The organism is Enterobacter cloacae complex sp. 6730903, assembly GCF_048283985.1.
GTDB classification, from domain to species: domain Bacteria; phylum Pseudomonadota; class Gammaproteobacteria; order Enterobacterales; family Enterobacteriaceae; genus Enterobacter; species Enterobacter hormaechei_C.
This window is the reverse complement of sequence record NZ_JBLVXX010000031.1, coordinates 41,883-65,071: the sequence shown is the minus strand read 5'-3', so window position 1 is coordinate 65,071 and position 23,189 is coordinate 41,883. Positions and strand designations below refer to the sequence as shown.

Sequence of the window (23,189 nt, the reverse complement as noted above, 5' to 3'; positions counted from 1 at the left end):
ACAATACACCTATCGCCCCCCTATTAAAATACCCAACTTCAAGTTGAATTAACTCAGGGGAAGTAAAATTATTCACAGAATAAATAAAAAAGGACCAAGCAATCTTATCACAGATAAATTAAGAATGATTTATTCATTAAATATATAAGTGAGGGATTATTTAATAATGAAGAATGATACGCCTGGCGGTTAGGGATATTAAAAATGTTTGTGGGGAGAAGAAGAAGAACTCATACATGCTGGTCACATAAAGTAACCAGCATCAGGCCATACGACCCGTTTTTCTCACTGAGAATCGCTTATTGTTTCGCGCCTTCTACCGCTTCGCGAGCCAGCTTAGTGATGCGATCCCAGTCGCCTGCTTCCAGCGCATCCGCCGGAACCAGCCAGGAGCCGCCGATGCACAGCACGCTTTTCAGCGCCAGATAGTCACGGTAGTTGGCCGGAGAGATGCCGCCCGTTGGGCAGAAACGCACCTGGGAGAATGGGCCCGCAATCGCCTGCAACGCTTTGGTGCCGCCGTTCGCTTCAGCCGGGAAGAATTTAAACTCCTTCAGACCGTAGTCCATGCCCAGCATCAGTTCAGAAACGGTGCTGATACCCGGGATCAGCGGAATAGAACCTTCGGTTGCGGCTTTCAGCAGGGGCTCAGTCAGCCCTGGGCTGATGGCAAACTGTGCGCCCGCTTCGGTCACTTCCGCCAGCTGCTGCGCATTCAGAACCGTACCGGCACCGATGATCGCTTCCGGCACTTCTTTGGCGATAGCGCGGATCGCATCCATCGCACAGGCCGTACGCAGGGTCACTTCCAGAACACGAACGCCACCCGCAACCAGCGCCTTCGCCATTGGGACAGCGTGCTCCAGTTTGTTTACCACAATAACCGGCACGACAGGGCCAGTGGTCAGGATTGCTTCTGCACTTGTTTTCCAGTTTTTCATCAGAGTTTTCTCTCGCCAGATCGTTAAAATCAAGTCGTCTTAAAACGTAATACAGGTTGCGCCCTGCTCCGCACCGGAGAGTTTCTCACGCAACGCACCAAACATTTCGCGTCCGGTACCCACGCGTGACGCGCTCAGGTCAGGAATATGTGGCTGACGCGCCGCCAGCTCTGCTTCATCCACCAGCAGGGTTAACTCGCCTGTCTGACCGTTAACGCGGATCATGTCACCATCACGCACTTTCGCCAGCAGGCCGCCGTCGTAGGCTTCCGGGGTGACATGAATCGCTGAAGGCACTTTACCGGATGCCCCCGAGAGGCGTCCATCGGTTACCAGCGAAATTTTGAAACGGCGGTCCAATAATACACCAAGCGGCGGCATAAGTTTATGTAATTCTGGCATCCCGTTCGCTTTTGGTCCCTGATGACGCACCACGACCACACAGTCTTTATCAAGCAGACCCGCGTCAAAGGCAGGTAAAACGTCGTGCTGGCTTTCAAACACCACCGCCGGGGCTTCAATCACCTGATTCTCTTCCGGCACGGCAGAAGTTTTCATCACGGCACGTCCAAGGTTACCGCTCAGCACTTTGGTGCCGCCGTGAGGTGAGAACGGCTGTTCGAAGGTTGCGATAACCTGAGGATCGAGCGAAGCGCTCGCCCCTTCGCGCCAGTCCAGCTCACCGTTGTTCAGCCAGGGTTCAAGGGTATAGCGATGCAGGCCAAAGCCCGCCACCGTGTTGACATCCTCATGCAGCAGGCCGCCTTTCAGCAGCTCGCGCATTAGTACCGGCACGCCGCCCGCGGCCTGGAAGTGGTTGATGTCCGCCGGACCGTTCGGGTACAGACGCGCCATCAGCGGTACCACGGAGGAGATTTCGGAGAAGTCATCCCAGTTGATCAGAATGCCCGCCGCGCGCGCCATCGCAACAAGGTGCATGGTATGGTTGGTTGAACCGCCGGTCGCCAGCAGGGCGACAATCCCGTTGACGATGACTTTTTCATCCACCATTTTGCCCATTGGCATCCACTCGTTGCCGTTACCGGTCAGGCGCGTCACCTGACGGGCTGCGGCTTCGGTCAGCGCTTTACGCAGTGGCGCATCTGGCTGGATGAACGACGAGCCCGGCAGCTGCATACCCATAAACTCCACCACCATCTGGTTGGTGTTGGCCGTACCGTAGAACGTACAGGTGCCCGGCGCGTGATAGGACGCGGCTTCCGCTTCCAGCAGCGCCTGACGGTCCGCTTTTCCTTCGGCATACAGCTGGCGGATACGGACTTTTTCCTTGTTTGGCAGACCGCTAGCCATCGGGCCTGACGGCACAAAAATCGCTGGCAGATGGCCAAACGACAGCGCGGCCATCACCAGCCCCGGGACGATTTTGTCGCACACGCCCAGATAGAGCGCGCCATCAAACATATTGTGAGAGAGGCCCACTGCCGCTGACATGGCGATCACTTCGCGGCTCAGCAGGGACAGCTCCATACCATCCTGGCCCTGGGTTACGCCATCACACATAGCCGGCACGCCGCCTGCAACCTGGCCCACCGCGTTCACGCTGTGCAGCGCATTGCGGATGATAGACGGGTAGACCTCATACGGCTGGTGGGCTGAAAGCATGTCGTTATAGGAGGTAATGATGGCGATATTGTTACGCAACATGCTTTTCAGCGCGTCTTTATCACCAGGCTGGCAGGCCGCAAAGCCGTGGGCCAGATTCCCGCAGGCCAGCTGAGAGCGATGGACAGTTTCACTCTTCGCCTGTTCGATGCGGGCAAGGTAGGCAGCACGGGTCTCTTTCGAGCGTTCAACGATGCGCTGTGTTACGCGTAACAATGTCGGATTCATAAAAGCTCCTCTAATTTATCTGTCCAGGCTCGGGAGTTTACACAGTTTCTGACGGTTGTTAACAACGCTGAAACGCCTGTTATCCGGAGCGCAGGGGCAAAATGTCTGAAGGGAGTGTAATAAAAAAAGCTCCGCGGGTGAATCCACGCGGAGCTTAAAAGATAAAAATTATGCCACTAGCTGTGTTAGATCATGTTACCGGTAAAATAACACCTTTGGGCTAGAGAGGGGGGGTTATTCGAACTCGTTCCAGGAGCGTCCATCACGGGTGATCATCGCAACGGAGGCGACAGGTCCCCATGTTCCCGCCTGATACGGTTTTGGCGCGTCCTGATCGGCTGCCCACGCTTCGGTGATGGAGTCGACCCACTTCCACGCCTCTTCCACTTCATCGCGGCGGACGAACAGCGCCTGGATACCACGCATGGTTTCCAGCAGCAGACGCTCGTAAGCATCGGCGAGATGCGTCTGGTTGAAGGTTTCAGAGTAGCTCAGGTCGAGCTTGGTGGTTTGCAGGTTGTGTTTGTGATCAAGACCCGGCACTTTGTTCAGGATCTGAATATCCACACCCTCGTCCGGTTGCAGACGGATGGTCAGTTTGTTCTGCGGCAGTTCCTGCCAGGATTCTTTGAACAGGTTCAGTTCCGGATTTTTGAAGTAGACCACCACTTCGGAGCATTTTGCCGGCAGACGTTTCCCGGTACGCAGGTAGAACGGCACACCGGCCCAGCGCCAGTCGTCGATATCCACGCGGATCGCCACAAACGTCTCGGTGTTGCTGGACTTGTTCGCGCCCTCTTCTTCCAGATAGCCTGGAACTTTTTTCCCCTGGGCAAAACCTGCGGTGTACTGGCCGCGCACGGTTTTCTCACGCACGTTGGAGCGGTCAATACGGCGCAGTGATTTCAGCACTTTCACTTTGGCATCACGAATGCTGTCGGCCGTCAGATCTGACGGTGGAGACATGGCAATCATGCACAGAATTTGCAGCAGGTGGTTCTGGATCATGTCACGCATCTGGCCAGCCTGGTCGAAGTAGCCCCAACGGCCTTCGATGCCCACCTCTTCCGCCACGGTAATTTCCACGTGGTCGATAGTGCGGTTGTCCCAGTTGTTCACGAACAGGGAGTTGGCAAAACGCAGCGCCAGCAGGTTCAGTACCGTCTCTTTGCCCAGATAGTGGTCAATACGGTAAACCTGGCACTCCTCAAAGAACTCGCCCACCTGGTCGTTGATTTCACGCGATGTCGCCAGCGACGTACCCAGCGGTTTCTCCATCACCACGCGCGCCGGTTTGGCGTTCAGCTTCGCCTCGCCCAGACCTTTGCAGATGGCGCCGAAGGTGCTTGGCGGCATGGCGAAATAGTTAATAGTGACACGATTTTCCTGGTCAAGCATTTCACCCAGACGGGTAAAGGCGCCTACATCGTTGACGTCCAGGTTGCAGAAATCGAGACGCCCGCTCAACTTATCCCAAAGGCTTTCATCGATTTTCTCTTTCATGAACGTTTCGAGCGCCTCGCGCACGACTTTGGTATAAGCCTCCTTATCCCAGTCGGCGCGCCCTACCCCAAGGATTCGGGTGTCGGGATGGATCTGGCCCGCTTTTTCGAGCTGATACAGGGAAGGCAGCAATTTTCGGCGTGCAAGATCGCCTTTCGCGCCGAAAATGACCAGGTCACATGCCTGGGCTGTTTGCGTTACCGCCATGTCATTCTCCTCAGTTAGATCGCCTGGTACTCTGCCAGGTATCGTTGTAATTTTATTACAATGCACTGTACTGCTTTTACGCGTTTCCTGAAACCATTAGCGCTTAACGTCGCGTGCGATACGGTGATTTTTCGTCGCCCGGGCCATTACGCCCGTCTGATGACGCAACAAACGTCGATTCTTTGCGCAACAGGGTCAGAGCAAAACCCGACGTCGATCAAGTAATGAAAAAAAACAACAACATTTCTTGTCGACGATTACCCTTTCGGGAGTCCCGGGGGTAATATCGGCTAAATCGAATCAAGGTTTCATCTCTTTATGAAATCGTTTATGCCCTCATGAGCGTCTTGTTAACAATGAACATGCTGGAAAAAATCCAGTTTCAACTGGAACACCTTAGCAAATCCGAGCGCAAAGTGGCTGAAGTTATTCTCGCCGCGCCCGCTCAGGCGATTCATTCAAGCATCGCCGCTCTGGCACAGGAATCGGGCGTCAGCGAACCGACGGTCAATCGATTCTGTCGTAGTCTGGATACGCGCGGCTTTCCTGATTTTAAACTGCATCTGGCCCAAAGTCTGGCAAACGGCACCCCGTATGTTAATCGCAATGTCGATGAAGACGACAGCGTTGATGCTTACACCGCAAAAATATTTGAATCGGCAATGGCCACGCTCGACCACGTTCGCCAGTCTCTGGACATGAGTTCAGTGAATCGCGCGGTTGATCTTCTCACGCAGGCCAAACGGATTGCCTTCTTTGGCCTTGGCTCGTCCGCTGCCGTGGCGCATGACGCCATGAATAAGTTCTTTCGCTTTAACGTGCCGGTGATTTACTCCGATGACATTGTGCTGCAACGCATGAGCTGTATGAATTGTAGCGAAGATGATGTCGTGGTACTCATCTCCCATACGGGCCGCACCAAGAGCCAGGTAGAGCTGGCGCAGCTCGCGCGTGACAACGATGCGATGGTCATCGCCCTGACGACGGCAGGTACGCCGCTGGCCCGGGAAGCGACGCTCGCCATTACCCTGGACGTACCGGAGGACACCGACATGTACATGCCGATGGTCTCCCGCCTGGCGCAGTTGACGGTCATCGACGTGCTGGCGACCGGTTTTACCTTACGCCGGGGCGCAAAATTCCGGGATAACTTGAAGCGGGTCAAGGAAGCCCTGAAAGAATCGCGTTTTGATAAAGAATTGCTTATAAAGAGCGATGTTCCCTAATAACTACGATGTACGATTTACGGCATTCGGTCCCCTCGCTACTGCCTTGCGATAGATGAAGGCCGATTCTATGTTCACGCAACACCAAAGTTGTTTCAGTCAACGGAGTATTACATGTCCAGAAGGCTTCGCAGAACCAAGATCGTCACCACCTTAGGCCCGGCCACCGACCGCGATAATAACCTCGAAAAGATTATCGCCGCGGGTGCCAACGTGGTGCGCATGAACTTCTCTCACGGTACGCCAGAAGACCATAAATTACGTGCCGACAAAGTGCGTGAAATCGCAGCTAAACTGGGCCGCCATGTTGCTATCCTCGGTGACCTGCAAGGTCCAAAAATCCGCGTATCGACCTTTAAAGAAGGCAAAGTCTTCCTCAACATCGGCGATAAATTCCTGCTGGATGCCAACCTGAGCAAAGGCGAAGGCGATAAGGAAAAAGTGGGTATCGACTACAAAGGTCTGCCTGCTGACGTTGTGCCTGGCGACATCCTGCTGCTGGACGACGGACGCGTACAGCTGAAAGTGCTGGAAGTTCAGGGTATGAAGGTGTTCACCGAAGTGACCGTCGGCGGCCCGCTCTCCAACAACAAAGGCATCAACAAACTCGGCGGTGGCCTGTCTGCCGAAGCGCTGACCGATAAAGACAAAGCGGATGTCGTGACCGCAGCGCAGATCGGCGTGGATTATCTGGCCGTCTCCTTCCCGCGCTGCGGCGAAGATCTGAACTATGCTCGCCGCCTGGCGCGCGATGCAGGCTGCGATGCGAAAATCGTTGCGAAAGTGGAACGCGCTGAAGCGGTCTGCGATCAGGACGCGATGGACGACGTGATCCTGGCCTCTGACGTGGTGATGGTTGCCCGTGGTGACCTGGGCGTGGAAATTGGCGACCCTGAACTGGTCGGTATCCAGAAAGCGCTGATCCGTCGCGCGCGTCAGCTGAACCGCGCGGTGATCACCGCCACCCAGATGATGGAATCCATGATCACCAACCCAATGCCGACCCGTGCGGAAGTCATGGACGTGGCGAACGCCGTGCTGGATGGTACCGATGCGGTGATGCTGTCAGCAGAAACCGCAGCGGGCCAGTATCCGGCGGAAACCGTGGCCGCCATGGCGCGCGTCTGCCTGGGTGCGGAGAAGATCCCAAGTATTAACGTCTCCAAGCACCGCCTGGATATCCAGTTCGACAATGTGGAAGAAGCGATTGCGATGTCCGCGATGTACGCAGCCAACCACCTGAAAGGGGTCACGGCGATCATCACCATGACCGAATCTGGCCGTACCGCGCTAATGACGTCCCGTATCAGCTCCGGTCTGCCGATCTTCGCCATGTCCCGTCACGAGCGTACGCTGAACCTGACGGCGCTGTATCGCGGCGTGACGCCAGTATACTTCGACAGCACCAACGACGGCGTGGCCGCCGCGCACGATGCCGTGAACCTGCTGCGCGACAAAGGTTATCTGGTGTCCGGTGATATCGTTATCGTGACGCAGGGTGACGTGATGAGCACCATCGGCTCAACCAATACCACCCGCGTACTGACCGTAGAGTAAGCTCCGATCCCCTCTCCCCTAAGGGGAGAGGGGTGAAGGTTTCCTATTTCTTCGGGAAAAGCTCTTTACGCTTGTACGGCTCTGTTTCGCCAGGTTTACGCGTTTTGAGCAGCTTCAGGATCCACGTATATTGCTCCTTATGCGGCCCCACCAGCACTTCCACCTCTTCATTCATGCGGCGTGCGATGGTGTGATCGTCTGCGGTCAGCAGATCGTCCATCGGCGGACGTACCTCAATGCTCAGGCGATGCGTTTTACCGTCATAAGTCGGGAACAGTGGGATCACGCGGGCGCGGCAGACTTTCATCAGACGACCAATCGCAGGTAGCGTGGCTTTATAGGTTGCGAAGAAATCGACAAACTCGCTGTGCTCAGGGCCGTGGTCCTGATCGGGCAGATAGTAGCCCCAGTAACCCTGACGTACCGACTGAATGAAAGGCTTAATGCCATCGTTTCGGGCGTGCAAACGTCCGCCAAAGCGACGGCGCACGGTATTCCAGACGAAATCGTAGATTTTGTTTCCCTGATTATGGAACATCGCCGCCATTTTCTGGCCCTGCGACGCCATTAACATTGCCGGAATGTCGACCCCCCAGCCGTGCGGCACCAGGAAAATCACCTTTTCATCATTGCGACGCATCTCGTCGATGATCTCCAGCCCTTTCCAGTCTACGCGTTCGACGATCTTCTCCGGCCCTTTCAGCGCCAGTTCCGCCATCATCGCCATGGCCTGTGGCGCGGTGGTATACATGTCATCAATAATTGCTTCGCGTTCGGCGTCGCTTTTATCCGGGAAACAGTACAACAGGTTTATTTGCGCGCGGCGGCGCGCGCTTTTACCCAAGCGCCCTGCCAGGCGCCCCACTTTACCGAGCACCGGATCGCGGAGTGAAGCAGGTAGCAACGCCATGCCAGCAAACGCGTATACGCCAATCCAGGCGCCCCAGTTACGCGGGTGGCGAAAAGATTTTTCAAACTCGGGAATGTACTCAATATTGTTTTTTTTGGTTTCCATGCGGGTTCCAGGGTCTGGTGACGCAAAAATATATGCGGATAGTGTAGCGAGGCTGCCGCCCGCGCACAAAAGAAAAAGCCGGCGCATACTGTCGCCGGCTTTTTAAATCAGGAGAGCTTAGTCGAAGCGCAGCTGCGGCATCACGTCTTTCACCTGCGCCAGGTAATCTTTGCGATCTTTCCCGGTCAGCCCTTCGGTGCGCGGCAGTTTTGCCGTCAGCGGGTTAACCGCCTGCTGGTTAATCCACACTTCATAATGCAGGTGCGGGCCCGTCGACCGGCCGGTGTTACCGGACAGCGCGATGCGATCGCCACGTTTCACTTTCTGGCCCGGTTTGACCAGCAGTTTACGCAGGTGCATGTAGCGGGTGGTGTACGTACGACCGTGACGAATAGCAACGTAATAGCCAGCAGCACCGCTGCGTTTCGCCATGACCACTTCACCATCCCCTACCGCCAGCACTGGCGTGCCCTGCGGCATGGCAAAGTCTACGCCACGGTGCGGCGCTACGCGGCCAGTTACCGGGTTCAGACGACGCGGGTTAAAGTTGGAGGAGACGCGGAACTGTTTCGCCGTTGGGAAACGCAGGAAGCCTTTTGCCAGACCCGTACCGCTGCGGTCATAGAACTTACCGTCTTCCGCGCGAATGGCGTAGTAGTCTTTGCCGTCTGAACGCAGACGAACGCCCACCAATTGGCTCTGCTCGCGCTTACCGTCCAGCATTTCGCGGGACATCAGGACAGAGAACTGATCGCCTTTTTTCAGTTTGCGGAAATCCATCTGCCACTGCATGGCTTTGATCACCGAGCTGATTTCAGCGCTGGTCAGGCCGGCATCGCGTGCGCTGGAAACAAAGCTGCCGCCGACGGTCCCTTTCATGACGCTGTTAACCCAGTCGCCCTGCTGCAATTCGCTGGTCATTTTGAAACCGTTTGCAGTGCGATCGTAGGTGCGGGTTTCGCGACGGGACATCTCCCAGGTCAGACGTTGCAGATCGCCGTCGGGCGTTAGGGTCCAGGAAAGCTGCTGACCAATTTTCAGGTTACGCAGCTCTTTATCGGATGCGGCGAGCTGGCTGATGTTGCCCATGTCGATACCGTACTGGTTCAGGACGCTGCTCAGCGTATCGCCAGTGGAAATAACGTATTCATGAATGCCGGCTTCATTCTGGATCTTGTCATCCAGCTCATCCTGGGGAATCGCTTCATCTTCCTGAGCGGCCTGATCGATAGGCTCGCTGGCCTCAGGCAGCAGAGAGCGGATCTCGCTCTTCTCCAGTTCGATGGTTTTGATGATGGGGGCAGAACTCGGGTGGTAAACATAGGGCCGCCAGACGGCGACCGCTAACGTGAGAACTGTAAGCGACCCCAGCATAACGCGGTGGGGTCGAGGCAGATTGTTAAATGCCAGGGCGACAGAGCGGGCTATCTGTTGCACGTATTCACTTCCTCGTTAATCTCCTTTCAGGCAGCTCGCATACTGATTCGCCAGTTGGCTGAGGAACTGCGAATAGCTCGCTTTGCTCAACTGGATGTTCGTACCTAGCGGGTCAAGGGTTCCCATGCGCACGGATGTTCCCCTGGCCACGGCTTCTACGACCGCTGGCCTGAACTGTGGCTCAGCAAAAACGCATGTCGCTTTTTGCTCAACCAACTGTGTTCTGATTTCATGTAAACGCTGCGCACCAGGCTGAATTTCAGGGTTGACGGTAAAATGCCCCAGCGGGGTCAGACCGTAATGTTTCTCGTAATACCCGTAGGCATCATGAAAAACGAAGTACCCTTTTCCTTTAAGCGGTGCGAGCTCGTTACCCACCTGCTTGTCGGTTGCGGCTAATTGAGCCTCAAAATCCTTCAGGTTGGCGTCGAGTTTGATTCGACTTTGCGGCATAAGTTCCACTAATTTGTCGTGGATTGCAACCGCTGTAAGCCGCGCTATCTCTGGGGAAAGCCAGAGATGCATGTTGTATTCGCCGTGATGGTGATGGTCGTCACCTTTTTCGCCGTGAGCATGGTCGTGGTCGTGTTCGTCACCCTCATCCTCAGCGCCTTTCATGAGTAACGGTTTCACGCCGGACAGCCCGGCAATCGTCACCTGTTTCTCAGCGGGAAGCTGTCTGGCTGACTTCTGCATGAACGCTTCCATCTCAGGACCAATCCAGACCACTAAGTCCGCGTTCTGTAAGCGTTTTACATCAGATGGACGCAGAGAATAATCATGCTCGGAAGCCCCGTCAGGCAGCAGAACCTGGGTCTCAGTGACCCCATCCGCGATGGCGGAGGCGATAAATCCAAGCGGTTTAAGCGAAGCGACAACGGCGGCGTTAACATCTTGTGCTGTTGTACCCCAAAGAGCAGCGGATAAAGCTGCGAAAAGAAGCGTATTTTTCTGTAACATAATGCGACTAATCATCGTAAAGAATGCGTGGAATGTGATATTATAACATTAGATGACTTCTGCAAGCTTAAATTGACATGACGACTTTAGTTTCTCTTGAAAATGTTTCGGTCTCATTCGGCCAGCGCCGCGTCCTTTCTGACGTGTCGCTGAATCTGAAGCCCGGCAAAATACTCACCCTGCTCGGCCCTAACGGTGCAGGCAAGTCGACGCTGGTACGCGTCGTATTAGGCCTGGTAGCCCCTGACGCAGGTGTTATCGTCCGCGAAGACAAATTGCGTATCGGCTATGTGCCGCAAAAATTACACCTCGATGCCACCCTGCCCCTGACGGTGAGCCGCTTCCTGCGCCTCCGCCCCGGTACGCGTAAAGCGGATATCCTCCCGGCGCTGAAACGCGTTCAGGCGGGACATCTTGTTGAGGCGCCCTTGCAAAAGCTGTCGGGCGGTGAAACCCAGCGCGTATTGCTTGCCCGCGCCCTGCTCAGCAGCCCTCAGCTGTTGGTCCTGGATGAGCCGACGCAGGGTGTTGACGTCAACGGCCAGGTTGCGCTGTACGATCTGATTGACCAGCTCCGTCGGGAGCTAAACTGCGCAGTGCTGATGGTGTCCCATGATCTGCATCTGGTGATGGCCAAAACCGACGAAGTGCTGTGCCTGAACCATCACATTTGTTGTTCCGGCACGCCGGAAGTGGTGTCAATGCATCCGGAATTTATCTCTATGTTTGGCCATCGCGGCGCCGAGCAACTGGGCATCTATCGTCATAATCACAATCACCGCCATGATTTACAGGGACGAATTGTCCTGCGTCGGGGAAATGGACACTCATGATTGAACTGTTACTGCCCGGCTGGCTGGCCGGGATTATGCTTGCCTGCGCCGCGGGTCCACTCGGCTCGTTTGTCGTCTGGCGCAGAATGTCCTATTTCGGCGATACGCTGGCCCATGCTTCATTGCTGGGTGTGGCGTTTGGTTTGTTACTGGACGTGAACCCGTTTTATGCGGTGATTGTCGTCACGCTGCTGCTGGCTGCCGGTCTGGTCTGGCTGGAAAAACGCCCTCACCTGGCAATTGATACCCTGCTCGGCATTATGGCGCACAGCGCCCTGTCGCTGGGCCTGGTGGTAGTGAGCCTGATGTCAAACATCCGCGTGGACCTGATGGCCTACCTGTTTGGCGATCTGCTGGCCGTCACGCCCGAAGATCTCATTTCCATTGCCATTGGCGTGGCGGTGGTGCTCGGGATCCTGCTGTGGCAGTGGCGGAATTTACTGGCAATGACCGTCAGCCCGGATCTGGCCTTTGTCGACGGCGTGAAGCTTCAGCGCGTGAAGCTGCTGTTGATGCTGGTGACGGCGTTAACCATCGGCGTGGCGATGAAATTTGTTGGCGCGCTGATCATCACGTCGCTGCTGATAATCCCTGCCGCCACGGCGCGCCGTTTTGCACGTACGCCGGAGCAAATGGCCGGTATCGCGGTGATTATCGGAATGATTGCGGTGACGGGCGGGTTAACCTTCTCGGCGTTTTATGACACGCCAGCAGGGCCGTCGGTGGTACTGTGCGCGGCGGTGTTGTTTATTTTCAGTATGATGAAGAAGACCGCAAATTAACATCGAGGGCGCTGATGCCCTCACCCTGGCCCTCTCCCACAGGGAGAGGGAACAATGCATTACGGCATTGCCGGTGGCGTAATGCCGAAATGGTTCCACGCCCGCACCGTCGCCATACGACCACGCGGGGTACGCTGCAAAAAGCCCTGCTGGATCAGATACGGCTCCAGCACGTCCTCGATAGTCTCACGCTCTTCGCCAATTGCCGCCGCCAGGTTATCCAGCCCTACCGGCCCGCCAAAGAACTTATCCAGCACCGCCAGCAGCAGCTTACGGTCCATATAGTCAAAACCTTCAGCATCGACGTTCAGCATATCCAGCGCCTGGGCGGCGATCTCGGCCGATATAGTGCCGTCGTGCTTCACCTCGGCAAAGTCACGCACCCGGCGCAGCAGGCGGTTGGCGATACGCGGCGTACCGCGGGAGCGCTTCGCTACTTCAAACGCCCCCTCTTCGCTCATATCCAGCCCCATGTAGCGCGCGCTGCGCCCTACAATATGCTGAAGGTCGGGCACCTGATAAAACTCCAGACGCTGCACGATACCAAACCGGTCGCGTAGCGGTGAGGTCAGCGAGCCGGCGCGGGTCGTGGCGCCAATCAGGGTAAACGGCGGCAGATCGATTTTGATCGAGCGCGCGGCCGGGCCTTCACCGATCATGATATCCAGCTGGTAATCCTCCATTGCCGGATAGAGCACTTCCTCCACCACCGGCGACAGGCGGTGGATCTCGTCGATAAACAGCACGTCATGCGGTTCGAGGTTGGTCAGCATCGCCGCCAGGTCCCCTGCTTTCTCCAGTACCGGGCCGGAGGTGGTACGCAGATTAACGCCCATTTCGTTGGCGACGATATTCGCCAGGGTGGTTTTACCTAACCCCGGCGGACCAAAAATCAGCAGGTGATCGAGCGCATCGCCGCGCAGCTTTGCCGCCTGGATGAAAATCTCCATCTGAGAACGAACCTGCGGCTGGCCGATGTACTCATCCAGCAGTTTGGGACGGATCGCGCGATCCACCACGTCATCTGGCTGAATAGTGCCTGCCGATACCAGGCGGTCTGCTTCAATCATCCTTTACCTCACAATGCAGCGCGCAGCGCTTCACGAATCAGAGTTTCACTGCTGGCATCCGGTTTAGCAATTTTGCTCACCATCCGGCTGGCCTCCTGAGGTTTATAGCCCAGCGCCACCAGCGCGGCAACCGCTTCCTGCTCGGCATCATCATCCGATGCAGGCGCGCCCGGGGAAGTCAGCACCAGATCGGCTGCCGGAGTGAACAGATCGCCATGCAGACCTTTGAAGCGGTCCTTCATCTCGACAATCAAACGCTCGGCGGTTTTCTTCCCGATGCCCGGAAGTTTAATTAACGCAGCCGGATCTTCACGCTCAACGGCATTCACAAACTGTGGCGCTGACATACCGGACAGAATCGCCAGCGCCAGCTTCGGCCCGACGCCGTTGGTTTTGATCAATTCGCGGAACAGGGTGCGTTCCTGTTTGTTATTGAATCCGTACAGCAGCTGAGCGTCTTCACGCACCACAAACTGGGTAAAGACAACCGCCTCTTTGCCCGCCTCCGGCAGCTCGTAGAAGCAGGTCATCGGCATATGGACTTCATAGCCCACGCCACCCACTTCCAGCAGCACTAACGGGGGTTGTTTTTCAATGATGATGCCTCTGAGTCTGCCTATCACGTGACGCTCCTGCGTTCTGGAAGAAATTATCTGCCGACATAATAAAAAAAGGCTGGATAAACATCCAGCCTGATTTATCATTATCGTAACCTGCCTCGCGCCAGATTGAGCCGCGACTCGCTCATTTGCATCGCATTCTGGCTGACGTGACAGTGGGTAATCGCAATGGCCAGCGCATCCGCGGCGTCGGCCTGCGGGTTCGCAGGGAGCTTCAGCAGGGTACGCACCATGTGCTGTACCTGGCTTTTCTCCGCGCTACCAATGCCCACCACCGTCTGCTTAACCTGACGGGCCGCGTACTCAAACACCGGCAGATCCTGGTTCACGGCGGCAACAATCGCCACGCCGCGCGCCTGACCGAGCTTTAACGCCGAGTCAGCGTTTTTCGCCATAAAGACCTGCTCGATGGCGAAAAAGTCCGGCTGAAACTGGGTGATGATCTCCGACACGCCCGCATAGATGAGCTTCAGGCGCGACGGCAGATCGTCCACTTTGGTGCGAATACAGCCGCTGCCGAGGTAGGTTAGCTGGCGTCCCACCTGACGGATAACGCCATAGCCGGTGACGCGTGAGCCGGGGTCAATCCCGAGAATAATCGACATCACGCGTCTCCCGTAAACGGTTTACAGGCTCTCATCAGAGAGTCGCTGCAACCTCATCAGAGATTTCACCGTTGTGATAAACTTCCTGCACGTCGTCGCAGTCTTCGAGCATGTCGATCAGACGCAGCAGTTTCGGTGCGGTTTCCGCGTCCATGTCCGCTTTGGTAGACGGGATCATGGAGACTTCAGCGTTATCCGCCTTCAGGCCAGCCGCTTCCAGCGCATCGCGCACGGCACCCATCTCTTCCCATGCGGTGTAAACATCAATAGCGCCGTCGTCGTAGGTCACTACGTCTTCCGCACCGGCTTCCAGCGCCGCTTCCATGATCGCATCTTCGTCGCCTTTCTCGAAGGAGATGACGCCTTTTTTGCTGAACAGGTACGCTACAGAACCGTCAGTGCCCAGGTTGCCGCCAGTTTTGGTGAACGCGTGGCGCACTTCCGCAACGGTACGGTTACGGTTATCGGACAGGCACTCAACCATTACCGCCGTACCGCCAGGACCGTAACCTTCATAAATGATGGTTTCCATGTTCGCGTCTTCATCACCGCCCACGCCACGTGCGATGGCACGGTTCAGGGTGTCACGCGTCATGTTGTTGGACAGGGCTTTATCCACCGCTGCGCGCAGACGTGGGTTAGAGGCCGGATCGCCGCCGCCCAGACGCGCCGCTGTCACCAGCTCACGAATGATTTTGGTAAAGATTTTACCGCGTTTGGCATCCTGTGCCGCTTTGCGGTGTTTGGTGTTGGCCCACTTACTATGACCTGCCATAAAAGTTCTCCAAAAATCGCGCCTTCTCAGGCAGCGTTAATTACAAATTCTTCAATCGCCTGCCGGTTGCTCCACGACTTGGTCAGTGCGGCGGCATCCGCCGCATCCACCCAGCGGTAGGTCAGGTGTTCCGTGAACACGATCTCCCGCTCATGGGGAAGCGCAAGGCAGAACCACGATTCCGTATTGCGCTCAATTCCCGGTGCATAGCGATGACGTAAATGGCTAAAAATTTCAAACTCCACCGTGCGCTGACAGTCCTTCAGGGTCAGTTGCTCGCGAGCAACATCAATGGCGACCTCTTCCTTTACTTCACGCGCGGCGGCCTGCGGCGCGGTCTCCCCCTCTTCCAGGCTGCCGGTAACCGACTGCCAGAAATCCGGATCGTCGCGCCGCTGCAACATCAGCACCCGCTTCGTGTCTTCTGCATAAATGACCACCAGAACCGAAACGGGACGCTTATATGCCATATCAGTTTTTCTCTTCCTTCTTCACCACCTCAATGCCCAGCTCAGCCAGCGCGGCCGGGTTGGCAAAGCTTGGCGCTTCAGTCATCAGACACGCCGCTGCGGTGGTTTTCGGGAAGGCGATCACATCACGGATGTTGTCGGTGCCGGTCAGCAGCATGGTCAGACGGTCAAGACCGAATGCCAGACCCGCGTGCGGAGGGGTACCGTACTTCAGGGCGTCCAGCAGGAAGCCAAACTTCTCGCGCTGCTCCTGCTCGTTAATGCCCAGAATGCCGAACACGGTCTGCTGCATTTCACCGCTGTGAATACGCACGGAGCCGCCGCCCACTTCGTAGCCGTTGATGACCATATCGTAGGCGTTTGCCACCGCGTTTTCCGGCGCCGCTTTCAGCTCTGCCGCCGTCATCTCTTTTGGCGAGGTGAACGGGTGGTGCATCGCGGTCAGGCCGCCTTCACCGTCGTCTTCAAACATCGGGAAGTCGATTACCCACAGCGGCGCCCATTTGCTTTCGTCGGTCAGGTTCAGGTCTTTGCCGAGCTTCAGACGCAGCGCGCCCATCGCATCCGCAACCACTTTCTTGTTGTCTGCGCCGAAGAAGATCATGTCGCCGTCCTGCGCGCCGGTGCGCTCAAGGATCGCTTCCACGATGTCCGCATTCAGGAATTTCGCCACCGGGCTGGTGATGCCTTCCAGACCTTTTGCACGCTCGGTTACTTTAATATAGGCCAGACCTTTCGCGCCGTAGATCTTGATGAAGTTGCCGTAGTCGTCAATCTGCTTACGGCTCAGGGCAGCACCGCCCGGAACGCGCAGGGCAGCCACGCGGCCTTTCGGATCGTTAGCCGGGCCAGCAAAGACCGCGAACTCAACGGCTTTCACCAGGTCTGCCACGTCCACCAGCTCCATCGGGTTACGCAGGTCTGGTTTGTCGGAGCCGTAGCGACGCTCGGCTTCCGCGAAGGTCATGACAGGGAAATCGCCCAGCTCAACGCCTTTCACGTCGTTCCACAGGCTACGCACCAGGGCTTCCATCACCTCACGCACCTGCTCGGCGGTCATGAAGGAGGTTTCCACATCGATCTGGGTAAATTCTGGCTGACGGTCAGCGCGCAGGTCTTCGTCGCGGAAGCATTTCACGATCTGATAGTAGCGATCGAAGCCGGACATCATCAGCAGCTGTTTGAACAGCTGTGGTGACTGCGGCAGCGCGTAGAATTTGCCTTTATGGACGCGGGATGGCACCAGATAGTCGCGCGCGCCTTCCGGCGTGGCTTTGGTCAGCATCGGGGTTTCGATATCGAGGAAACCGTGATCATCCATAAAACGGCGCACCAGGCTGGTGATTTTCGCACGGGTTTTCAGGCGCTGAGCCATTTCCGGACGACGCAGATCCAGGTAGCGGTATTTCAGACGCGCTTCTTCGGTATTGACGTGGTTGGAGTCCAGCGGCAGCGCTTCCGCGCGGTTGATGATCGTCAGATCGGACGCCAGCACTTCGATAGCGCCGGTCGCCATGTCGGCGTTGACGTTTTTCTCGTCACGCGCACGCACGGTGCCCGTCACCTGAATGCAGAACTCATTGCGCAGCTCAGAAGCCAGCTTCAACGCATCAGCGCGATCCGGATCGAAGAACACCTGAACGATACCTTCGCGGTCACGCATATCAATAAAGATAAGGCTACCAAGATCGCGACGACGATTGACCCAACCACACAGGGTGACCTGCTGCCCGACGTGGGACTGACGCAGCTGCCCGCAATATTCTGTACGCATGAGATATCCCTTAATTAGCCGCAGGCTGATTGTCGCCTGTCTCGCAGGCTACGATGTCGCAGCTTTCTGTATGTCACAACTGGATGAAAAAAGGCGGCTATTATACTGGAAATTCTGCCGCACGATAAGAGCGAAGCACGGCCTGACGCGCGTTTGCTGAACTCTTATTGCCTATTCTCACAAAAATTAACAAAATTATCCGACCGATAACAGGCCATCACGTCGTAAGGTGTAGAAAAGCAATTCATTTGACGGGAGTGACGATGTTTACACTAGATGCCACCAAAACCGCCCTTGTGGTCATTGATTTACAGGAAGGCATTCTGCCTTTTGCCGGTGGACCGCACACCGCTGACGATGTGGTCAGCCGCGCTGCGCGCCTGGCAGAAAAATGCCGCGCCAGCGGCTCGCCTGTTGTTATGGTGCGCGTCGGCTGGTCCGCTGATTTCGCCGAAGCGCTAAAACAGCCGGTTGATGCCCAGGCCCCGGCGCAGGCGCTGCCGGACAACTGGTGGACATATCCTGTCTCGCTCGGTAAACGCGACAGCGATATAGAAGTCACCAAACGCCAGTGGGGCGCATTCTACGGCACCGACCTGGAGCTCCAGCTGCGCCGTCGCGGGATCGACACGATTATTCTGTGCGGGATCTCCACCAACATTGGTGTGGAATCCACCGCCCGTAACGCCTGGGAGCTGGGCTTTAACCTGGTGATCGCGGAAGATGCGTGCAGCGCAGCCTCTGCGGATCAGCATCAGGGCAGCATGACCCATATCTTCCCGCGTATCGGTCGCGTGCGCAGCACGGATGAGATCCTCAGCGCGCTATGATGTACGTGGGCCTGCCCCAGTGGTCGCACCCGAAATGGGTGCGCCTGGGTATTACCAGCATTGAAGAGTATGCCCGACACTTTAACTGCGTGGAGGGCAATACCACGCTGTACGCCCTGCCCCGCGCGGAGATCGTCGAACGCTGGCGCGAGCAAACCAGCGACGACTTCCGCTTTTGCTTTAAATTCCCGGCGACCATCTCCCACAACGCCGCGCTGCGCAACTGCGATGATTTAACCCACGAATTTTTCACCCGCATGTCGCCTCTGGCCAACCGTATTGGCCAGTACTGGCTCCAGCTTCCCGCCACGTTTGGCCCGCGCGACCTGCCCGCCCTCTGGCAGTTTCTCGACGCCCTGCCACAGGGCTTCACCTACGGCGTAGAAGTGAGGCATCCGGAATTCTTTGCCAAGGGCGACGCGGAGAAAGCGCTCAATCGCGGCCTGCATGAACGATCGGTCAACCGCGTGATCCTCGACAGCCGCCCTGTGCACAGCGCAATCCCGCACAGCGAAGCGGTTGTTGATGCCCAGCGCAAAAAACCGAAAGTGCCCGTCCACGCGATCGTAACGGCGCAGAACCCGATGGTCCGGTTTATCGGCAGCGATAACATGCAGCAAAATGAGGAGATGTTCGCCGTCTGGCTGCAAACGCTGGCGAAATGGGAGCACACCACCACGCCGTACCTTTTTTTACATACGCCGGATATCGCGCAGGCGCCTGAACTGGTCGATGCTCTCTGGCAGGCCTTGCAGCAGGCGGTTCCGTCGGTTGGCCCCGCGCCGTCCATCCCACAACAATCTTCTCTTTTCTGAAATCACCCCCTATCATAGAGACGTGCCATCTGCCAAAAACAGGGAGTTAGTATGGTCAGCGCGCTGTATGCGGTGTTAGGTGCATTACTGCTGATTAAATTTTCATTTGATGTTGTGCGCCTGAGAATGCAGTACCGCGTCTCGTACGGTGACGGGGGCTTTTCTGAGCTGCAAAGCGCAATCCGGATCCACGGCAACGCGGTCGAGTACATTCCCGTCGCGTTAATTTTACTGCTGTTAATGGAGATGGATGGCGCTGAAACCTGGATGGTGCACGTCTGTGGGCTGCTGCTGATCGCAGGGCGTTTGATGCATTATTATGGTTTTCACCACCGCCTGATCCGCTGGCGTCGTTCCGGCATGAGCGCGACCTGGTGCTCGCTTTTGCTGATGGTGCTGGCTAACCTTTGGTATATGCCGTGGGAGTTGGTTTTCTCCTTCCATTAGCGCACAATATGCCCCTTTATTTTTCCCGGATTTTTACGTTATGTCAGATCGCGACACGCTTTTTTCCGCGCCTATCGCCAGCCTGGGCGACTGGACCTTTGATGAGCGGGTAGCCGAAGTCTTCCCGGATATGATCCAGCGCTCTGTTCCCGGTTATTCCAATATTATCTCCATGATCGGCATGCTGGCGGAGCGTTTTGTTCAACCCGGTACGCAGGTCTATGACCTGGGCTGTTCGCTGGGAGCGGCAACGCTGTCCATTCGTCGTAACGTTCATCACGAAGGCTGCAAGATTGTGGCTGTCGATAACTCACCGGCCATGGTCGAACGCTGCCGTCGCCACATTGACGCGTATAAAGCCCCTACGCCTGTGGAGGTGGTAGAAGGCGATATCCGCGATATCGACATCCAGAACGCCTCGATGGTGGTCCTGAACTTTACCCTTCAGTTCCTGGTGCCGGACGATCGTCAGCGGTTGCTGGATAAAATTTATCAGGGCCTGAACCCGGGCGGCGCGCTGGTGTTGTCTGAGAAATTCAGCTTTGAAGACGCCAGCGTGGGCGAACTGCTGTTCAACATGCACCATGATTTCAAGCGTGCGAACGGCTACAGCGAGCTGGAGATCAGCCAGAAGCGCAGCATGCTTGAAAACGTCATGCTGACGGATTCCGTAGAAACCCACAAAGCGCGCCTGCGTAAAGCCGGATTTGAACACAGCGAACTGTGGTTCCAGTGCTTTAACTTTGGTTCTCTGGTGGCGCTGAAAGCCGGAGACGCAGCATGATCGAGTTCGGTAATTTCTATCAACTGATTGCCAAAAACCACCTTTCCCACTGGCTGGAAACCCTGCCTGCGCAAATTGCCACCTGGCAGCGCGATCAGCAGCATGGTCTGTTGAAGCAGTGGTCCAACGCCGTGGAGTTTCTGCCTGAACTGACGCCTCATCGTCTGGATTTACTGCACAGCGTGACGGCAGAGAGCGAAGAGCCGCTCCCGGCCGGGCAGCTCAACCGCATCGAAACGCTGATGCGTAACCTGATGCCGTGGCGCAAAGGGCCGTTCTCGCTGTACGGCGTAAACATCAACACCGAGTGGCGCTCTGACTGGAAGTGGGATCGCGTTCTGCCGCATTTATCCGACCTGACCGGGCGCACTATTCTGGACGTGGGCTGCGGTAGCGGCTATCACATGTGGCGCATGATCGGCGCAGGCGCGCATCTGGTCGTCGGTATCGATCCGATGCAGCTGTTCCTGTGCCAGTTTGAAGCGGTGCGTAAGCTGCTGGGTAACGACCAGCGCGCGCACCTGCTGCCGCTGGGTATCGAGCAACTCCCTGCCCTGAAAGCGTTTGATACCGTTTTCTCAATGGGCGTGCTGTACCACCGTCGTTCCCCGCTGGAGCATCTCTGGCAGTTGAAAGATCAGCTGGTCAGCGGCGGCGAACTGGTGCTGGAAACGCTGGTCATCGAAGGCGATGAACATGCCGTTCTGGTGCCGGGCGATCGCTATGCGCAGATGCGCAACGTTTACTTCATCCCTTCCGCGCTGGCGCTGAAGAACTGGCTGGAGAAATGTGGGTTTGTCGATGTACGCATCGCCGATGTGTGCGTGACGTCAGTTGAGGAACAGCGCCGCACCGACTGGATGATCACCGAATCGCTGGAGCAATTCCTCGACCCGGACGATCACAGTAAAACCATCGAAGGCTATCCGGCCCCGATGCGTGCGGTATTGATTGCGACCAAGCCGTAGCCTTTAGCCGGGTGGCGGCTGCGCCTTACCCGGCCTACGCGTGATTTCGTAGGCCCGGTAAGCGCAGCGCCACCGGGCAAAAAAGAAAAAAAGGCCCCTGTGTAATTTGCAGGGGCCTGGTACAAGCAAGCATCATATTGGGCGACATGATGCGCGGTAAAAATCGGTACGTTGCTACACGTGATGACGTTCAATCAACGATTTCATTACCGCAACCGACTCTCCATCCACACCGTAGCGCGAGTACTCATCCGCTTCAGCATCCGTCGACATTGACAACCCTGTATTGCGATAACGCATGGGTGAAGGTATCCATTTACCCGCCGAGCTGTGCAGCTCTTCCACCCCTGCGTTTAAAAACAGTTCCAGATTGCTGGCGCGTACTCCTGCGCCCGCCATGATTATTGGAACACCGGAATGTGCTTTTAGTTCCGTAATTAATTTCAGTCCTTTTTCAGCCGAGGACTGCTGGCCCGACGTCAGAACGCGCGCCACGCCCAGTTCTGCCAGCGTATCAAAGGCTTGTATCGGATCCTTACACATATCGAACGCACGATGAAAAGTGACCGCCATCCCCCGGGCGGCGCGCATGACCTGACGCATACGCGGAAGATCGATGTTGCCGTCTTCGTCCAGCACACCGATCACCAGCCCCGGAAAACCGGAATCACGGACGAGGGCGATATCCTCAAGCATGGCACTGAACTCACCCGCCGTATAACAAAAATCACCGCCGCGCGGGCGAATAATCGGGTGCACCGGAATAGTGATGGCCTGACGGGCTGATTTCAGCACGCCAAAGGACGGGGTTAATCCTCCTTCTTTCGGTGCCGCGCAAAGCTCAATGCGATCGGCCCCCTGCCGTTGCGCAGTGACGGCACACTCCACGCTGTAACAACAAATTTCCAGCAGCGCCATGTCATCCTCCTTAAATTTCACTCAACGTACCATCGTGGCACGTTACCCGATTGGTGTCTGGATCGACGCTCACAATGCTTACGCTTCGCTGGCGACGATCTGCTCGATAGTCCAGGGATGGAATTTCACCGTCACGTTGCCGTCCGTTACGGCAAGCGTAGGGTTCGGTAAGCGTTCGCGCTCCCCTTTTGGCGAGCTGGTTTTGACGAAAATACCCGGCTGGCTTAACCCCTCGTCGGAAAGCAGCGCCAGCGCACGGGCGTTCAGCGTCTCGGGCTCCCCAGGCAGAACAATTTCGATATGCTCCCAGCCTTCGTGCGGATAACGCTTCTCTCCTGGCCAGGGCAGTTCCACAACGGTGAATTGCCAGTGCGCCACCGTTACCGGCGCGTGAAGTTTGAACAGGCAGATCGGGCGACCGTTAATGATATTCTCCGACAGCAGTTCTCCGCACTGCTCAAAGCCACGCCGCCAACGTTCGGCGGTGGCATTCTGGTGGCAGCGCAAAGAGATGTGATCGGCCTCAAGCGGCGCGATATCCAGCCCGAGACGGGTGGCAAGTTCTGTGAACGCCTGAGTGAAGCGCGGTAAATCTGCGGAAATATCATGCAGTTCGTCAATGGTGTGCCAGTTCGCCATAGGTCAGTCTCGTTTCGTGTCGCAAAGCCGCTAATTTACTCTGTTGCCCTCTGTCGACCAACCGCAGAATCACGGTTTTTTCGACTGCATGATTATGCATACCGTCTTCGCCTGGATTCTGAGCGATCTTCGCCCCCCGCAGGGCTGACGCCCGCAGGCATT

23 protein-coding genes are annotated in these 23,189 nt (G+C 56.4%); 9 read left to right on the top strand and 14 right to left on the bottom strand.

The window, feature by feature from the left end; genetic code table 11:
• Positions 1-299 precede the first annotated feature (299 nt).
• From kdgA to zwf, 3 genes are all read right to left on the bottom strand, one after another.
• Positions 300-941 (bottom strand): bifunctional 4-hydroxy-2-oxoglutarate aldolase/2-dehydro-3-deoxy-phosphogluconate aldolase, encoded by a 642-nt coding sequence (kdgA, locus tag ACNQ0W_RS16435; protein ID WP_003859774.1) that lies wholly within the window; start codon positions 939-941, stop codon positions 300-302.
• 39 nt (positions 942-980) lie between these two features.
• Positions 981-2,792, bottom strand: a complete 1,812-nt coding sequence (gene edd / locus ACNQ0W_RS16430) for a phosphogluconate dehydratase (RefSeq protein WP_062933468.1) — start codon at positions 2,790-2,792, stop codon at positions 981-983.
• Positions 2,793-3,026: 234 nt separating this feature from the next.
• Positions 3,027-4,502, bottom strand: coding sequence for a glucose-6-phosphate dehydrogenase (gene zwf, locus ACNQ0W_RS16425; RefSeq protein WP_003859771.1), 1,476 nt, complete (start codon positions 4,500-4,502; stop codon positions 3,027-3,029).
• A gap of 356 nt (positions 4,503-4,858) precedes the next feature.
• On the opposite strand from zwf, the gene ACNQ0W_RS16420 reads away from it, so the two are divergent.
• Complete coding sequence (locus tag ACNQ0W_RS16420; protein ID WP_003859769.1) at positions 4,859-5,728, top strand: MurR/RpiR family transcriptional regulator; 870 nt, start codon at positions 4,859-4,861, stop codon at positions 5,726-5,728.
• A 114-nt stretch (positions 5,729-5,842) separates the two neighbouring features.
• Positions 5,843-7,285: a pyruvate kinase gene (pyk, locus tag ACNQ0W_RS16415; RefSeq protein WP_116329853.1), complete on the top strand. Its 1,443-nt coding sequence runs from the start codon at positions 5,843-5,845 to the stop codon at positions 7,283-7,285.
• Positions 7,286-7,328: 43 nt separating this feature from the next.
• Here the strand turns inward: pyk and lpxM are convergent, their stop codons facing one another.
• The 3 genes from lpxM to znuA form a co-directional block, all read right to left on the bottom strand.
• Positions 7,329-8,300, bottom strand: a complete 972-nt coding sequence (lpxM, locus tag ACNQ0W_RS16410; protein WP_062933467.1) for a lauroyl-Kdo(2)-lipid IV(A) myristoyltransferase — start codon at positions 8,298-8,300, stop codon at positions 7,329-7,331.
• A gap of 117 nt (positions 8,301-8,417) precedes the next feature.
• Positions 8,418-9,737 carry a murein DD-endopeptidase MepM gene (gene mepM / locus ACNQ0W_RS16405; protein ID WP_062933466.1) on the bottom strand — a complete coding sequence of 440 codons (1,320 nt, stop codon included), beginning with the start codon at positions 9,735-9,737 and terminating at the stop codon, positions 8,418-8,420.
• Between the two features lie 15 nt (positions 9,738-9,752).
• Entirely contained in the window at positions 9,753-10,697 is a 945-nt protein-coding gene (gene znuA / locus ACNQ0W_RS16400) for a zinc ABC transporter substrate-binding protein ZnuA (RefSeq protein WP_003859760.1), read from the bottom strand.
• Positions 10,698-10,774: 77 nt separating this feature from the next.
• On the opposite strand from znuA, the gene znuC reads away from it, so the two are divergent.
• Together znuC and znuB are read left to right on the top strand one after the other, a co-directional pair.
• Positions 10,775-11,530, top strand: a complete 756-nt coding sequence (gene znuC / locus ACNQ0W_RS16395; protein WP_003859757.1) for a zinc ABC transporter ATP-binding protein ZnuC — start codon at positions 10,775-10,777, stop codon at positions 11,528-11,530.
• Positions 11,527-12,312, top strand: a complete 786-nt coding sequence (gene znuB / locus ACNQ0W_RS16390; protein ID WP_006811034.1) for a zinc ABC transporter permease subunit ZnuB — start codon at positions 11,527-11,529, stop codon at positions 12,310-12,312. The genes znuC and znuB overlap by 4 nt, the downstream gene beginning before the upstream one ends.
• Before the next feature lie 59 nt (positions 12,313-12,371).
• Here the strand turns inward: znuB and ruvB are convergent, their stop codons facing one another.
• The 6 genes from ruvB to aspS all read right to left on the bottom strand — a co-directional run bounded on the left by ruvB (position 12,372) and on the right by aspS (position 17,626).
• A complete protein-coding gene (ruvB, locus tag ACNQ0W_RS16385; protein ID WP_003859753.1) occupies positions 12,372-13,382 on the bottom strand; it encodes a Holliday junction branch migration DNA helicase RuvB in 1,011 nt (336 codons plus the stop codon).
• Between the two features lie 8 nt (positions 13,383-13,390).
• Entirely contained in the window at positions 13,391-14,005 is a 615-nt protein-coding gene (gene ruvA / locus ACNQ0W_RS16380) for a Holliday junction branch migration protein RuvA (RefSeq protein WP_003859751.1), read from the bottom strand.
• An 80-nt stretch (positions 14,006-14,085) separates the two neighbouring features.
• Complete coding sequence (gene ruvC / locus ACNQ0W_RS16375; RefSeq protein ID WP_014884319.1) at positions 14,086-14,607, bottom strand: crossover junction endodeoxyribonuclease RuvC; 522 nt, start codon at positions 14,605-14,607, stop codon at positions 14,086-14,088.
• 34 nt (positions 14,608-14,641) lie between these two features.
• A complete protein-coding gene (locus ACNQ0W_RS16370; RefSeq protein ID WP_003859747.1) occupies positions 14,642-15,382 on the bottom strand; it encodes a YebC/PmpR family DNA-binding transcriptional regulator in 741 nt (246 codons plus the stop codon).
• A gap of 26 nt (positions 15,383-15,408) precedes the next feature.
• Complete coding sequence (nudB, locus tag ACNQ0W_RS16365; RefSeq protein WP_032653994.1) at positions 15,409-15,852, bottom strand: dihydroneopterin triphosphate diphosphatase; 444 nt, start codon at positions 15,850-15,852, stop codon at positions 15,409-15,411.
• Between the two features lies 1 nt (position 15,853).
• Positions 15,854-17,626 carry an aspartate--tRNA ligase gene (aspS, locus tag ACNQ0W_RS16360; RefSeq protein WP_062933465.1) on the bottom strand — a complete coding sequence of 591 codons (1,773 nt, stop codon included), beginning with the start codon at positions 17,624-17,626 and terminating at the stop codon, positions 15,854-15,856.
• Positions 17,627-17,889: 263 nt separating this feature from the next.
• Between aspS and ACNQ0W_RS16355 the strand changes: the two genes are divergently transcribed.
• From ACNQ0W_RS16355 to cmoB, 5 genes are read left to right on the top strand one after another with little or no spacing between them, the layout of a single operon-like run.
• Positions 17,890-18,456: a hydrolase gene (locus ACNQ0W_RS16355; protein WP_017384353.1), complete on the top strand. Its 567-nt coding sequence runs from the start codon at positions 17,890-17,892 to the stop codon at positions 18,454-18,456.
• Entirely contained in the window at positions 18,453-19,271 is an 819-nt protein-coding gene (locus ACNQ0W_RS16350; RefSeq protein WP_062933464.1) for a DUF72 domain-containing protein, read from the top strand. Before ACNQ0W_RS16355 ends, ACNQ0W_RS16350 begins: the two co-directional genes overlap by 4 nt.
• 51 nt (positions 19,272-19,322) lie before the next feature.
• A complete protein-coding gene (locus tag ACNQ0W_RS16345; RefSeq protein ID WP_003859737.1) occupies positions 19,323-19,718 on the top strand; it encodes an MAPEG family protein in 396 nt (131 codons plus the stop codon).
• Positions 19,719-19,758: 40 nt separating this feature from the next.
• The gene (gene cmoA, locus ACNQ0W_RS16340) at positions 19,759-20,502 is read left to right on the top strand and encodes a carboxy-S-adenosyl-L-methionine synthase CmoA (RefSeq protein WP_003859735.1); all 744 of its coding nucleotides are present in this window, start codon (positions 19,759-19,761) and stop codon (positions 20,500-20,502) included.
• Positions 20,499-21,470, top strand: a complete 972-nt coding sequence (gene cmoB / locus ACNQ0W_RS16335) for a tRNA 5-methoxyuridine(34)/uridine 5-oxyacetic acid(34) synthase CmoB (protein WP_047051624.1) — start codon at positions 20,499-20,501, stop codon at positions 21,468-21,470. Before cmoA ends, cmoB begins: the two co-directional genes overlap by 4 nt.
• A gap of 174 nt (positions 21,471-21,644) precedes the next feature.
• On the opposite strand, the gene cutC is transcribed toward cmoB, so the two are convergent.
• Together cutC and ACNQ0W_RS16325 are read right to left on the bottom strand one after the other, a co-directional pair.
• Positions 21,645-22,388, bottom strand: a complete 744-nt coding sequence (cutC, locus tag ACNQ0W_RS16330) for a copper homeostasis protein CutC (protein WP_062933462.1) — start codon at positions 22,386-22,388, stop codon at positions 21,645-21,647.
• A 78-nt stretch (positions 22,389-22,466) separates the two neighbouring features.
• The gene (locus ACNQ0W_RS16325) at positions 22,467-23,027 is read right to left on the bottom strand and encodes a VOC family protein (RefSeq protein WP_015570274.1); all 561 of its coding nucleotides are present in this window, start codon (positions 23,025-23,027) and stop codon (positions 22,467-22,469) included.
• Positions 23,028-23,189: the final 162 nt, after the last annotated feature.

Coding starts and splice junctions, on each gene's coding strand:
- kdgA (WP_003859774.1), bottom strand. CDS start 941: ATGAAAAACTGGAAAACAAGTGCAGAAGCAATCCTGACCACTGGCCCT.
- edd (WP_062933468.1), bottom strand. CDS start 2,792: ATGAATCCGACATTGTTACGCGTAACACAGCGCATCGTTGAACGCTCG.
- zwf (WP_003859771.1), bottom strand. CDS start 4,502: ATGGCGGTAACGCAAACAGCCCAGGCATGTGACCTGGTCATTTTCGGC.
- ACNQ0W_RS16420 (WP_003859769.1), top strand. CDS start 4,859: ATGAACATGCTGGAAAAAATCCAGTTTCAACTGGAACACCTTAGCAAA.
- pyk (WP_116329853.1), top strand. CDS start 5,843: ATGTCCAGAAGGCTTCGCAGAACCAAGATCGTCACCACCTTAGGCCCG.
- lpxM (WP_062933467.1), bottom strand. CDS start 8,300: ATGGAAACCAAAAAAAACAATATTGAGTACATTCCCGAGTTTGAAAAA.
- znuA (WP_003859760.1), bottom strand. CDS start 10,697: ATGTTACAGAAAAATACGCTTCTTTTCGCAGCTTTATCCGCTGCTCTT.
- znuC (WP_003859757.1), top strand. CDS start 10,775: ATGACGACTTTAGTTTCTCTTGAAAATGTTTCGGTCTCATTCGGCCAG.
- znuB (WP_006811034.1), top strand. CDS start 11,527: ATGATTGAACTGTTACTGCCCGGCTGGCTGGCCGGGATTATGCTTGCC.
- ruvB (WP_003859753.1), bottom strand. CDS start 13,382: ATGATTGAAGCAGACCGCCTGGTATCGGCAGGCACTATTCAGCCAGAT.
- ruvC (WP_014884319.1), bottom strand. CDS start 14,607: ATGTCGATTATTCTCGGGATTGACCCCGGCTCACGCGTCACCGGCTAT.
- ACNQ0W_RS16370 (WP_003859747.1), bottom strand. CDS start 15,382: ATGGCAGGTCATAGTAAGTGGGCCAACACCAAACACCGCAAAGCGGCA.
- nudB (WP_032653994.1), bottom strand. CDS start 15,852: ATGGCATATAAGCGTCCCGTTTCGGTTCTGGTGGTCATTTATGCAGAA.
- aspS (WP_062933465.1), bottom strand. CDS start 17,626: ATGCGTACAGAATATTGCGGGCAGCTGCGTCAGTCCCACGTCGGGCAG.
- ACNQ0W_RS16355 (WP_017384353.1), top strand. CDS start 17,890: ATGTTTACACTAGATGCCACCAAAACCGCCCTTGTGGTCATTGATTTA.
- ACNQ0W_RS16350 (WP_062933464.1), top strand. CDS start 18,453: ATGATGTACGTGGGCCTGCCCCAGTGGTCGCACCCGAAATGGGTGCGC.
- ACNQ0W_RS16345 (WP_003859737.1), top strand. CDS start 19,323: ATGGTCAGCGCGCTGTATGCGGTGTTAGGTGCATTACTGCTGATTAAA.
- cmoA (WP_003859735.1), top strand. CDS start 19,759: ATGTCAGATCGCGACACGCTTTTTTCCGCGCCTATCGCCAGCCTGGGC.
- cmoB (WP_047051624.1), top strand. CDS start 20,499: ATGATCGAGTTCGGTAATTTCTATCAACTGATTGCCAAAAACCACCTT.
- cutC (WP_062933462.1), bottom strand. CDS start 22,388: ATGGCGCTGCTGGAAATTTGTTGTTACAGCGTGGAGTGTGCCGTCACT.
- ACNQ0W_RS16325 (WP_015570274.1), bottom strand. CDS start 23,027: ATGGCGAACTGGCACACCATTGACGAACTGCATGATATTTCCGCAGAT.